Source organism: Streptosporangium sp. NPDC006013 (assembly GCF_040614275.1).
Classification (GTDB): Bacteria; Actinomycetota; Actinomycetes; order Streptosporangiales; family Streptosporangiaceae; genus Streptosporangium.
Map to the genome: position 1 here is coordinate 1 of NZ_JBEXUE010000336.1, position 11,171 is coordinate 11,171.

The 11,171-nt window shown below is 71.5% G+C and carries 14 protein-coding genes; 8 read left to right on the top strand and 6 right to left on the bottom strand.

Annotation, left to right across the window (positions count from 1 at the left end; all coding sequences use genetic code 11):
* From ABZ260_RS36110 to ABZ260_RS36130, 5 genes are all read left to right on the top strand, one after another.
* The coding region (locus ABZ260_RS36110; protein ID WP_355626583.1) for a hypothetical protein at positions 1-217 on the top strand (217 nt) is incomplete at its 5' end.
* 85 nt (positions 218-302) lie between these two features.
* Positions 303-722: a hypothetical protein gene (locus ABZ260_RS36115; RefSeq protein WP_355626585.1), complete on the top strand. Its 420-nt coding sequence runs from the start codon at positions 303-305 to the stop codon at positions 720-722.
* The gene (locus tag ABZ260_RS36120; RefSeq protein ID WP_355626587.1) at positions 719-1,675 is read left to right on the top strand and encodes an RNA polymerase subunit sigma-70; all 957 of its coding nucleotides are present in this window, start codon (positions 719-721) and stop codon (positions 1,673-1,675) included. Before ABZ260_RS36115 ends, ABZ260_RS36120 begins: the two co-directional genes overlap by 4 nt.
* 62 nt (positions 1,676-1,737) lie before the next feature.
* On the top strand, positions 1,738-2,295 hold the full coding sequence (locus tag ABZ260_RS36125) for a dihydrofolate reductase family protein (RefSeq protein ID WP_355626589.1): 558 nt from the start codon (positions 1,738-1,740) through the stop codon (positions 2,293-2,295).
* On the top strand, positions 2,216-3,058 hold the full coding sequence (locus tag ABZ260_RS36130; RefSeq protein ID WP_355626591.1) for an isocitrate lyase/phosphoenolpyruvate mutase family protein: 843 nt from the start codon (positions 2,216-2,218) through the stop codon (positions 3,056-3,058). The genes ABZ260_RS36125 and ABZ260_RS36130 overlap by 80 nt, the downstream gene beginning before the upstream one ends.
* Here ABZ260_RS36130 and ABZ260_RS36135 read toward each other — a convergent pair.
* Together ABZ260_RS36135 and ABZ260_RS36140 are read right to left on the bottom strand one after the other, a co-directional pair.
* Positions 3,040-4,278 (bottom strand): PP2C family protein-serine/threonine phosphatase, encoded by a 1,239-nt coding sequence (locus ABZ260_RS36135; RefSeq protein ID WP_355626607.1) that lies wholly within the window; start codon positions 4,276-4,278, stop codon positions 3,040-3,042. The two genes, ABZ260_RS36130 and ABZ260_RS36135, sit on opposite strands and share 19 nt — an antisense overlap.
* 215 nt (positions 4,279-4,493) lie before the next feature.
* The gene (locus ABZ260_RS36140) at positions 4,494-4,676 is read right to left on the bottom strand and encodes a hypothetical protein (protein WP_355626593.1); all 183 of its coding nucleotides are present in this window, start codon (positions 4,674-4,676) and stop codon (positions 4,494-4,496) included.
* Positions 4,677-4,931: 255 nt separating this feature from the next.
* On the opposite strand from ABZ260_RS36140, the gene ABZ260_RS36145 reads away from it, so the two are divergent.
* Together ABZ260_RS36145 and ABZ260_RS36150 are read left to right on the top strand one after the other, a co-directional pair.
* Positions 4,932-6,053, top strand: a complete 1,122-nt coding sequence (locus ABZ260_RS36145) for a S1 family peptidase (protein WP_355626595.1) — start codon at positions 4,932-4,934, stop codon at positions 6,051-6,053.
* Positions 6,054-6,117: 64 nt separating this feature from the next.
* Positions 6,118-6,681, top strand: a complete 564-nt coding sequence (locus ABZ260_RS36150) for a snapalysin family zinc-dependent metalloprotease (protein WP_355626597.1) — start codon at positions 6,118-6,120, stop codon at positions 6,679-6,681.
* 105 nt (positions 6,682-6,786) lie between these two features.
* Here ABZ260_RS36150 and ABZ260_RS36155 read toward each other — a convergent pair whose 3' ends face one another.
* The gene (locus tag ABZ260_RS36155; RefSeq protein WP_355626599.1) at positions 6,787-7,284 is read right to left on the bottom strand and encodes a GNAT family N-acetyltransferase; all 498 of its coding nucleotides are present in this window, start codon (positions 7,282-7,284) and stop codon (positions 6,787-6,789) included.
* Between the two features lie 204 nt (positions 7,285-7,488).
* On the opposite strand from ABZ260_RS36155, the gene ABZ260_RS36160 reads away from it, so the two are divergent.
* Entirely contained in the window at positions 7,489-7,932 is a 444-nt protein-coding gene (locus ABZ260_RS36160) for an SRPBCC family protein (protein WP_350919365.1), read from the top strand.
* Here ABZ260_RS36160 and ABZ260_RS36165 read toward each other — a convergent pair.
* The 3 genes from ABZ260_RS36165 to lnt form a co-directional block, all read right to left on the bottom strand.
* Entirely contained in the window at positions 7,919-8,494 is a 576-nt protein-coding gene (locus tag ABZ260_RS36165) for an FxsA family protein (RefSeq protein ID WP_355626601.1), read from the bottom strand. The two genes, ABZ260_RS36160 and ABZ260_RS36165, sit on opposite strands and share 14 nt — an antisense overlap.
* A gap of 130 nt (positions 8,495-8,624) precedes the next feature.
* A complete protein-coding gene (locus ABZ260_RS36170) occupies positions 8,625-9,377 on the bottom strand; it encodes a polyprenol monophosphomannose synthase (RefSeq protein ID WP_355626603.1) in 753 nt (250 codons plus the stop codon).
* Positions 9,377-11,062, bottom strand: coding sequence for an apolipoprotein N-acyltransferase (lnt, locus tag ABZ260_RS36175; protein WP_355626605.1), 1,686 nt, complete (start codon positions 11,060-11,062; stop codon positions 9,377-9,379). The genes ABZ260_RS36170 and lnt overlap by 1 nt, the downstream gene beginning before the upstream one ends.
* Positions 11,063-11,171: the final 109 nt, after the last annotated feature.

The window sequence follows — 11,171 nt, forward strand, 5'->3', positions numbered from 1 at the left end:
CGGCCTGGTGCAGCCGCTGCACCAGGCCCGACTCGCGCAGGCCCGCGAGCTGGTCGACAGCGGGCTTCAGGCACAGCATGGAAGATGGGCCGCTGACCTGCATATCCGTTGTTTCCTGCGTCGTCACTACTGGGACCCTAATGAGAACGTGCACTTCTACGGCACCCACTCCGTCGACATCGACGGCGAACTCGCCCAGCTCGACGCCGACGGGTAGCCGCTACGCCCCACGGTCGTACCTCTGCTCGACTGAGCCCCGCTCCGGCCGGCACCCCGCCAGCCGCACACAGAAAGGCGTCCTGATGGAGATTCCCCTGTTCAAGGACAGGCAGTGGAGCACATGCCCGCACCCGGTGCCCGAGGACGACGAATCCGACTACGAGGCATGGATGAAGAAGGGCGGCTACGGTCACGCCGCGCACTTCTTCGTCCACGACGACTCGCCCGTCCAGCTGACGGTCTGGGGCGACGGCCTACCCGGAGGTCAGCTCAGCGGGCGAGCGCCGGCCGGGCACGTGGGAACCGGCATGGGCCGGGCGCCGATGGACGACGCGCTGCCGCACCTGGGCCCGCGCGCGGTGCCGCGGGTGCTGGAGGGCAACGAGCGGGCCCGCCGGTTCTACGAGAAGGCCGGCTGGTCGGCGGACGGCGTCACTCGGGACGCCCCGATGGGCGGCGAGCCGACCCACCGGCTGCGGTACGCCCGGACGGCCGCCCGGTGACCGACTTCGCCGAACGTGTCGAGCGGCACCGGGGCGAGCTGCGGGTGCACTGCTACCGGATGCTCGGGTCGTTCGACGAGGCGGAGGACCTGGTCCAGGAGGTGTTCCTGCGGGCGTGGCGCGGCCGGGACGGCTTCGAGGGCCGTTCCTCACTGCGCGCCTGGTTGTACCGGATCGCCACCAACGCCTGCCTGGACTTCCTCGACGGCCGGAGCCGCCGGACGCTGCCCGACCAGGCCGATTCGCCGGCCGGCCCGTGGTTGCAGCCGTTCCCCGGCCACCTGTGGGAGCCGGTGGCACCGAGCGCCGACGACCCGGAGGCCGCGGTGGTCGCGAAGGAGACCCTGGAGCTGGCGTTCCTGGCCGCCATCCAGTACCTGCCGCCGAGGCAGCGCGCCGCGACGATCCTGTGCGACGTGCTGGGCTGGCCGGTCCGCCAGACGGCCGAGGCCCTCGACGGCAGTGTCGCCTCGGTCAACAGCGCACTGCAGCGGGCCAGAGCCACCCTGCGCACCCACCTGCCGCCCGGCCGGTCGGACTGGGCCCCGTCAGCCCCGCCCACCGACGAGGACCGCAGGATCCTGCGCCGCTACATGTCCGCGGTGGAGCGCGGCGACCTGACCGAGGTCGCCGAGCTGCTGGCGCGGGACGTGCGGGCGACGATGCCGCCGTACCCGGAGTGGTTCGCCGACCGCGACGGCGTGCTGGCAGCACTGTCGGCGAGCTGGGACGCCGGCTCACCCGACTACATCGGAACGCTGCGCATGCTGCCGGCGAGCGCCAACGGCCAGCTGGCCGCGGCGACGTACCGGTGTCCGCCGGGCGGGCACGCGTACGAGCCGTTCGGCATCGGCGTGCTGCGGGTCCGCGACGGCCGGATAACCGAGATCGTCGCGTTCCACGAGCCGGCCCTGTTCCCGTCGTTCAACCTCCCACCCACCCTGGACCGATGAGGTTCCGCGGTGGATGCCGTCTCAATACCGCACGAGGCAATCAGCCGACAGAGGAGACAGCAGTGAACGACATCGAACCGCAGACCGCGAACGGCAAGGTGCTCTGGCACTTCACCATGTCCCTGGACGGGTTCGTGGCCGGGCCGAACCACGAGATGGACTGGATGATGACCGGCATCTCACCCCAGCCGGGCCTGATCGAGGAGTACGTCGCGACCACCGGCGCGGTCCTGGGCGGCCGGCGCGGCTGGGACCACTTCCCGGATCCCCGCAGCGTCTACGGCGGCGCCTGGACCGGACCCATCTTTGTGCTCACCCACCATCCGGAGGACGCCAAGCCCGCCGACGGCGTCACATTCCTGGACTGTGACGTGGCCGAGGCGGTACGGATCGCGCTGGCCGCGGCCGGCGGCAGGAACGTCGAGGTGCATTCGCCGACGATCGGTGGCCAGCTTCTCGAACGCGGGCTGCTCGACGAGATCAACCTGCACATCGCGCCCGTGCTGCTCGGCAAGGGCATCCGGCTGCTGGACCTCCCCGGTGGCCGGCCGCACTACCTCCACCGGGTCGGCTCAGACCAGCAGAGAAACCACCGGCACCACCTCGACGACGGCCGGTGAGAAAGCCGCGGCGCTCCGGGCGCTGCACGTGCCGGGCCGCCCGCTGGTGGTGCCCAACGTCTGGGACGCCGCGTCGGCACGTGCCGTCGAGGCCGAGGGGTTCCCGGTGATCGCCACCGGCAGCGCCGCCGTCGCCCCGGTGCTCGGCTACGACGACGGTGAGGAGACACCGGTCGAGGAGATGCTGGCCGCGATCGCCAGGATCAGCCGCTCGGTCGGCCTGCCCGTCACCGCGGACATGGAGCGCGGCTACGGGCTGGAGCCCGCCGAACTGGTCGAGCGGCTCGCCGCCGCCGGGGCTTCCGGCTGCAACCTGGAGGATTCCGATCCGCGCACCGGCGCCATGGTCGACGCCGACGAGCAGGCGGCCTTCCTGGGCGCCGTCCGGTCCGCCGCGGTCGACGCCGGCGTGGACCTGGTGATCAACGCGCGGATCGACACCTACATGAACGGCACGGGAGACGCCGGGGAGCGACTGGCCGAATCGGTGCGGCGGGGCCGCCGCTACCTGGAGGCGGGCGCCGACTGCGTCTACCCGATCTTCGCGGCCGAGGCCGAGGCCGTCCGCGCACTGGCCGAGCGGATCGAGGGGCCGATCAACATCCTGTTCCGTCCGGGCACGCCGTCGCTCGGCGAGCTGGCCTCCCTCGGGGTGGCCCGGGTGAGCTTCGGCCACGGCCTGCACAAGGCCGTGCAGGCGTACACGACCCGGATGCTCACCGCGATCCGGGACGGCGAGAGCCCCTATTCCCCCGCGCTCTGACCCGGCGCCCCACCGGGCCAGAGGCTGAGCTTGCCCCGAGCTCCGTCACACCACTCCACCAGCAGGACCGTGGCGTCGTCCTGGAGCCTGCCGTCATGGTGTTTCAGCACACTGCGGACCAGGCGGCGCAGGGTTTCCGGCACGGGCAGGTCGTCGGCGTTGTGCCGGACGATGAAGTCGACGAAGCGCTCCAGGCCGAACTCCCTGCCCTCCCGGTCGCGGGCCTCGATCATGCCGTCGGTGTAGAGGAGCACGCGGTCGCCCGGCTCCAACTGCTCCCTGCACAGGGTCACCGGCAGCCCGAGTCCGAGGCCCAGCGGGTGAGCGGGCGGGCACCTCAAGGTGGTGACCCATCGCCCCCCTCTGATCACCACCGGTGGGTGATGGCCCCGGTTGACCCAGGTGAACACTCCGGTGCGCATGTTCAGGTTGGCCAGAATGGCCGTGGCGAAACGGTTGCCCCGGCCGAACTCCTTGATCAGCACCTCCTCGATCCCCTCGCTGACCCGGACGAGGCCGATGCCCTGGCGGCGCTGGTTACGGCAGGCGGCCACCGCGAGGTTGGCGGTCAGCCCGGCTGACGCGTCATGGCCCATCGCGTCGAAGACCGCCAGGTGGACGGATTCGCCGGCCAGCCCGTAGTCGAAGGCGTCGCCACCGAGCTCGTACGCCGGTTCGAGCACGGCGCCGATCACCACCTTCTCGCCGGCGAAGGTGAGCGGCGGCAACAGGTTCCACTGCATCTCGGCGGCGACGTTCATCGGCCGGGTCCGCACCAGCCGGGCATAGGAGTCGCTCTGGGAACGCTTGCTCACCAGCATCAGCGCGACCACGGACGCCAGATACCGCATGTCCTCCTGTGCCCGGTCGCCGTCGGTGTCCGGCCGGACGCTGACGCGCAGCACCCCGAGGCGTTCCGTGCCGTCCAGCAGCGGCACCCACCATCGTCCCACCTCACCGGCGGCACCGGCGCTGGACAGGACCCGCACCTCCTGGAAGGCCCGCCCCGCCAGCGTTCCGTCGATCCGCAGCTCGGCCGGCTCCCGCTCGGCGCCCTCGCCACCGCCCCGGCCGGTCAGCAGGCGCAGCACGTCCTGCTGCAGGTCGGCCAGATAGATCAGTACGTCGTACAGACCGGCGTGGGCGGCATGTTCCTCGACAAGGGACGGCAGCCGCTCCACCGTGCTCAGATGGCTGGCCTCGACAAGTCCCGCGAGCATTCTCGCCCGTCCCTGGTAAGGCCCCACGTCGTTCCCGCCCGCCTGCGGCGTGGATGGCGCAGATCCGTCCACGGCAACTCCTCGAGACCCCCGGCCCGCGCCGGACACCGAACACGAGCGGCCCATCCGGCGCCTGTAAGAGAACCTCTACCCCTGCCAAGGGGATCGACCCGGGTTCTCCCTGCGGGATCCGTACCCGTGCCGTGGGCGGCCCGTCAATCACCCCCGCACAGGGCGACGGCCTGCTGGTGCGGGTAGACGTGCTTCAGATCGTGTCCGGGGGGCAGGACGCAGCGGCGCTCGTCGTGCTCGGTGTGCGGGCACCGGGACGCGTCATCGCGGCGTGGTAACGGCGCCGGCCCTCCGCTCTCACCGTCGACGGCGACTTCCTCGGCCATGGGCACGCGTCCTCCTGCAACCGGTCGTTCGGCGCCGCTCCGTCCGATCTCTTGCAGAGATCGACAGCTGTGCGCCGAGGGCAAGGTGATCAGTCTTTCAGAGTCCTTCACAGCCGCGCGAGTGGGGTGGACCAGTCGATCACGCGTCCGCCATCGGTGATCAGGACTCCATAACATCGCGATAGGGATTGTTTGGGAGATCCCTTAACGGGCGCCCCGCAAATACCTTGACAACACCCCTCACAAGGAGTGTTCATGTTACGTCGAGGTACCCTCCTGGCCGGAGCCACCACCGTGGCCCTGTACCTGGTCGCCACCGTGGCGCCCGCCGTCGCAGCACCCGCCCCCCTCGCCCCCCAGCCTCCGGCAGCGATGCTCGAGGCCCTCCAGCGCGACCTCGGCCTCACCGCCGAGCAGGCCGTCCAGCGACTGGCCAACGAGCAGCGCGCGGCCGCCTCGGAGTCCGCCCTGAGCGGTGAGCTCGGCGCCGACTACGCCGGCGCCTGGCTCAACGGCGACGCCTCCCAGCTCTCCGTGGCCACCACCGACGCCGCCGACACCGCCACCATCAGGGCCAAGGGCGCACAACCCGTGATCGTCGGCCGGACCCTGGCCGAACTCAACGCCGTCAAGGACGGTCTCGACCAGGCCGCCGCGGAGGCGAAGGCCGGCGCGTCCCTCTGGTACGTCGACGTGACCACCAACAGCGTCGTCGTCCTCACCGGCGACCAGGCCGCGGGCGAGGCCCTCGTCGCCGCCGCGGGCGTCGACAAGAACGCCGTACGGGTGACACTCTCCGCCGAGAAGCCCCAGCCCCTCATCAACATCATCGGCGGCAGCGCCTACTACATCGGCTCCAGCCGGTGCAGCATCGGCTTCTCCGTCCGTAAGGGAACCACCCCCGGCTTCGTGACCGCGGGACACTGCGGCCGGGCCGGCAACGCCACCACCAGCCCGTCCGGCACCTTCCAGGGCTCGTCGTTCCCCGGCAACGACTATGCCTGGGTCGCCACTCCCGGCCACACCGTGCAGCCGTGGGTGCGCGGTTCCGGCGGCGCGAACGTGATCGTCCGCGGCTCCGCCCAGGCCTCGGTCGGCGCCTCGATCTGCCGCTCGGGCTCGACCACCGGCTGGCGCTGCGGCGTCATCAGCCAGCACAACACCAGCGTGACCTACTCGCAGGGCACGGTGAGCGGCCTGACCCGCACCACCGTGTGCGCCCAGCCCGGCGACTCCGGCGGCTCCTACATCTCCGGCAGCCAGGCCCAGGGCGTCACCTCCGGCGGCTCCGGCAACTGCACCGTCGGCGGCACCACCTACCACCAGCCGGTCAACGAGATCCTCTCGGCGTACGGGCTGACGCTCGTCACCGGCTGATCCCACCTCCTCACCAGCTGCTCCCCGCGAGCAACCCCCCGATGGCCGAGGAGGCCCGCTAGAAATGTCCAGAATCACTCGCCTCGGTGTCGCCTTCATCCTGGGACTGGCCTTCCTGGTGGCCATCCCCGCCCAGGCCACGCTCGTCCACGCGGCGGACGCCCGTACGGCGGCCGTACGCGTGCTCAGGTACGACGCGAGCAGGGCCGCGGAGTTCCGGTCCGCCGTGGATCAGGCGGCACAAATCTGGAACTCCAGCGTCTCGAACGTGCGACTGGTGGCCGGCAGCCCCGCGGACTTCGTGGTGCTCGCCGACAACGGCTGGCCTCGCGCGCAGCCCACCAGCCTGGGCCGCGGAACCGTGTGGATGGGGCGGCAGGCGACCACCGAGGGCCACAACCCGCTGCGTATCGCCACCCACGAGATCGGCCACATCCTGGGCCTGCCCGACCGGCGCACCGGCCGGTGCACGGACCTGATGTCCGGCGCGAGCGCGGGCACGAGTTGCACCAACCCCTACCCGAACGCGGCGGAGAAGGCCGAAGTCCAGCGGAACTTCGCCGGGTTCGCCCCGGCGATCGACTTCGGTGAGATCTACGTCGACAGCCCGGAGCGCGTGGCGTCCTAGCCGATCATCCAGGTACCCGCGGGCACCTCACCGGCCCGGCCGAACCCATCGGCCGGGCCGGCGAGGGCGTGTCGGCCTGCGTTCGCCGGGAGCCTCCCGGGCTTTTCATGACAGGAGTTTCTCGAAGCAGTGGGAGCCCGCGAGCCGCTCGTACGGAGGGAAGATCGGGACAGGGGTGTACCCCTCCCTCCGGTACAGCCTCACCGCGTCCGGCTGGCGGTCACCGGTCTGCAGGACGACCCGGGACGCGCCCAGCGCGCGAGCCGCGTCCTCCGCCGCGGCCAGCAGGGCTCGCGCCACGCGGGTGCCCCGGTGCGAGGGGGCCACGAACATCCGCTTGAGCTCAAGTTCCTCGCCGAGCCTTCGCAGCGCCACGTGCCCGACGGGGAGACCCTCCGCCGAGTACGCGACCCCGCTGTAGGCGACGGTCTCGGGCTCGACGTCCATGCCCCGGGGCAGCAGGTCGGGGGTGGCGGCGAGCAGGTCGGCGTAGCGGGCGCGCATCTCCTCGGCCATGGCCTGGCGCAGCGCCACGGCCGCGGCGTCGTCCCAGGGCACGGACCTGACCGTGACCAGGCCGGTTCCCTCCGCGAACGCGGTCATAACAGCCCCTCTCCCTCTCTCTGTCCCCACGGTCACAGACCCGCATGGCACCGGCCCGCACCGGCGTCGCCCGTCAGGCCATCACATTCTCACGGCCCCGGCTCGACTAAATAGCGATTCAAAAGGTAGGAAAATAGTATTTTCCTGTCAATGTTCGCGGCTCGCCCCAGGGGGCGACCGCCGGGCAGTGGGAAGGAACCGGAGGTGACCCGTTCTCACATCAGCGTCTCGGTGGACGCACATGCCCGGCCCGAGCAGGTCTTCTCCGTGCTGACCGACTGGTCGAGGCACGACGAGTGGATGGTCCTGACCCGGGCCCGGGTCACCGCCGGGAACGGCCGCAGCGCCGGGAGCCGGCTGGCGGCCTTCACCGGCGTGGGGCCTCTCGGGTTCCTCGACACCATGGAGATCACCGAGTGGGACCCGCCCAGGAGCGTGGGGGTCCGGCACACGGGGCGGCCGGTGCGCGGCACCGGGGTCTTCCGCGTGCTGCCCCGCGAGGGCGGCGGCAGCACGATCATCTGGGAAGAGGATCTCGACCTGCCGTTCGGCGCGGCCGGGCGGCTCGGCTGGCTGGCGGTCAGGCCGCTGAACGCCGCGTTGTTCCGGCTCTCGCTGCGCCGTCTGGCCGCGCTCAGCGATCGGTGAGGCTCCGGGGGCCGGCGGTCCCGTCGGAGGCCCCTTCGGGGGCTCTTCCAGGTGCGGCCGACTCGTCACGGATGACCTCTCCGTGCAGGACCGGACCCGAGCCGGGCGGCCTCCCGGCGTCGCGCAGCACGTCGAAGGGCGACCCGTCGCCGAACGGCGAACCGAGCCCGGCACCCGCCGCGTTCCTGGCCATGATGGTGCGGACCCGGCGGGCGAAGAACCAGGCTCCGAGCCTGCGGACCATCGGCCGGGTGAAGGGCAGCAGGCACAGGATGCCCAGCACGTCGGAGAGGAATCCGGGGATGAGCAGCAAGGTGCCGCCCACCAGGATCAGGCCGCCGCCGGCGAGCTCGCGGTCGGGCATCCGCCCGCTCTGCAGCGCGCTCTGGAGGTTGCTCCAGGCCCGGCGACCCTCGCGGCGCACGATCCAGGAACCGAGCAGGCCGCCGGCGAGCAGGAGGGCCAGCGTTGTCCAGCCACCGATGACCTGACCGACCTGAATGAGCACCAACACCTCAAGGACCGGCACTACAAGGAAGGTCAGGACCAGCAGAAAGCGCATCTTTGCCTCAACTCATGCGACAGCCGTATGACATGACAACGCCGCGGAGCGGCCGCGCGTTCCGCGTTCGCTCAGCGTGGACGCATCTTCGGCGGAGCCTTGGGACCACGCTCTCGCCGTACCCCGGGGATCAGCGACCACGGCGGCGGCGCAGACGCGCGGGCAGGCCCATGACACCCCAGGCGGCGACCCGCCAGAAGGCCTCGACCACGACGCCGCGGCCCATCTTGCTGGTCCCGATGGTGCGATCCACGAAGGTGATCGGCACCTCGGTGACGCGCAGCCCGTTGCGGACCGTGCGCAGGGTCAGATCCACCTGGAAGCAGTAGCCCTGCGACTCGACGTCCTCCAGGCCGATCTTCTCCAGGGTGGCGGCACGGTAGGCACGGAACCCCGCGGTGGCGTCGCGGACCGGAAGGCCGAGCATGAACCGGGTGTAGACGTTGGCGCCGCGCGACAGGAACTCCCGCGAGGCCGGCCAGTTGACGACCTTGCCGCCGGGCACCCAGCGGGAGCCGATCGCCAGGTCGGCCCCGTCGACCAGCCTGTCCAGCAGCTTGGGCAGTTCCTCTGGCCGGTGGGAGCCGTCGGCGTCCATCTCCACGAGGACACCGAAGCCCTCCCCCAGGCCCCAGCGGAAACCCGCGATGTAGGCCGCGCCCAGGCCCTGCTTGCCTCCCGGCCGGTGCAGCACGTGGACGTGGTCGTCGTCGGCCACCAGCTTGTCGGCGACCGCCCCCGTGCCGTCGGGGCTGTCGTCGTCGACGACCAGGAGGTGCGCCTCGGGCACGGCCTCGCGCAGCCGCCGGGTGATCACCGGCAGGTTCTCCCGCTCGTTGTACGTCGGGACGATGACGAGCACCCGACCAAGCATCCGCTCCATCACGCGTCTCCCACCTGCTGATCGTCTTTTCGGATCACGGGGTGCCCCACGCCAGGCGTCCGGCGCCGCCAGGCGATGGCCAGCGCGCCCGCACCCACAAGTATCAAGGCCCATTCGGGCAGCGCGCCCACGCGTGTGGCGATGGTTTGCGCGGTCCTGACCGGGACCGTCAGGACGTTCATGGCGGGCACCAGTTCCCCGGTGCGCCAGGCGATCGAACCGCTCGGAGTCACGTATGCCGATATACCCGTAATTGCGGAAGTGATCACCGCCCGATTGTGCTCCACGGCCCGCAACTGGGACATGGCGAGTTGCTGCGGCGGCAGGTTGGTCAGCGCGTAGGTGGCGTTGTTGGTCTGCACCACCAGCGGCGAGGCGCCCGTCCTGGCGGTGTCCCCCACGATGCCGTCGAACGCCACCTCGTAGCAGTTGATCGCGCCGATGGTCACCGGCCCCAGCCTGAGGTCGCCGTCGCGGGTGCCCGCCACCGACTGCTTGCCGACCAGGGACGCGCGTTCGAACAGGGCCAGCACGAGGTCCTTGAGCGGGGTGTACTCCCCGAAGGGGACCAGTTGCTGCTTGTCGTAGTGGGCACCGGGCCCGGTGACCGGGTCCCAGACCAGGCTGCGGGTCGCCCGGTTGTTCTCCCCGATCCCGACCACCGCGCCGACCAGGACGGGCACCCCGATGTCCTTGACCGCCGCGTCGATCTCGCTCCTGGCGAACTCGCTGCGCAGCGGGTCGATGTCCGTGGAGTTCTCCGGCAGCACGACCAGGTCGGGGCGGGGAGTCCTGCCCTCCCTGACGTCCCGCGCCATCTGGTGGAGCATCCGGGTGTGGTTGCCGAGGACCACGGCCGGCTCGTCGCCCAGCGGGTGCATACCCCGGCCGGGGACGTTGCCCTGGATGACGCCGACGGTCACGTTTCTGCCCTCGTCGCCGTACCGGGGGACGGCCAGCGCCCCGGCCGGCACGGCCAGCGCCCCGGCGAGCGGCCACGCGACGGCCCGCCCCCAGCGCGGGCTCCGGGCCCCTTCCGGGGCCGAAGACGTGCGCGGTGCCCGGAGCGCGGGCGAAGCCGGGAACGATCGCGACACCGCCAGCGCGAGCAGGCCACCGCACAGGGCCACCGCGAAGCTCACCAGCGGTGCCCCGCCGAGTGCCGCGTACGGGGTGAAGATCGACTCACCCTGGCTGAAGGCCACCCGCGCCCAGGGGAACCCGCCGAAGGGGAACTCGCCTCTGGCCCACTCGGCCGCCACCCAGAGCGCGGCGCTCCACAGCGGCCACAGGCGCAATCCGGCCACCAGGGCGGTGCCCGCACCCCAGGCGGCGTAGAAGGCGCTCTCCATGGCGACCAGCCCCAGCCAGGCATCGATGCCGATCGGGCTCACCCAGTACAGGCCGGGCAACAGCAGGGCGAGCCCCGCCAGCAGGCCCAGCCAGGCGCCACGGCGCGGGCGGGTGCCGTGCACCGCCAGGACCGCCGAGGCCATGCCGAGCGGCGCGAGGAACCAGAGCCCGAGCGGCGGAAAGGCGAGGAAGATCAGCAGGCCACCGGCCACCACACCCGCGACGCGGGCGGGCAGTTCCAGACGGGAAGGGGGAGGCGAGGTCACCTCACCTGACGGGTCGTCCGTATCGGACGCCTCCGGCACCGGGGCGGCCGTCTTCTCCTGCACCACGGGCGGGGCTCCTTGCGATGTCGTACGGGCCGGTGACACCCGGTCCTCCTAGCCCGAACGCTACCGCCCAGCGGGCACGCCCCCAAAAAGTGCCACGACATATTCCTCG

What these genes read in the sequence shown, in the direction of transcription:
- ABZ260_RS36115 (WP_355626585.1), top strand. Translation starts at nt 303, where the DNA reads ATGGAGATTCCCCTGTTCAAGGACAGGCAGTGGAGCACATGCCCGCAC.
- ABZ260_RS36135 (WP_355626607.1), bottom strand. Translation starts at nt 4,278, where the DNA reads ATGCTCGCGGGACTTGTCGAGGCCAGCCATCTGAGCACGGTGGAGCGG.
- ABZ260_RS36140 (WP_355626593.1), bottom strand. Translation starts at nt 4,676, where the DNA reads ATGGCCGAGGAAGTCGCCGTCGACGGTGAGAGCGGAGGGCCGGCGCCG.
- ABZ260_RS36145 (WP_355626595.1), top strand. Translation starts at nt 4,932, where the DNA reads ATGTTACGTCGAGGTACCCTCCTGGCCGGAGCCACCACCGTGGCCCTG.
- ABZ260_RS36150 (WP_355626597.1), top strand. Translation starts at nt 6,118, where the DNA reads ATGTCCAGAATCACTCGCCTCGGTGTCGCCTTCATCCTGGGACTGGCC.
- ABZ260_RS36155 (WP_355626599.1), bottom strand. Translation starts at nt 7,284, where the DNA reads ATGACCGCGTTCGCGGAGGGAACCGGCCTGGTCACGGTCAGGTCCGTG.
- ABZ260_RS36165 (WP_355626601.1), bottom strand. Translation starts at nt 8,494, where the DNA reads ATGCGCTTTCTGCTGGTCCTGACCTTCCTTGTAGTGCCGGTCCTTGAG.
- ABZ260_RS36170 (WP_355626603.1), bottom strand. Translation starts at nt 9,377, where the DNA reads ATGGAGCGGATGCTTGGTCGGGTGCTCGTCATCGTCCCGACGTACAAC.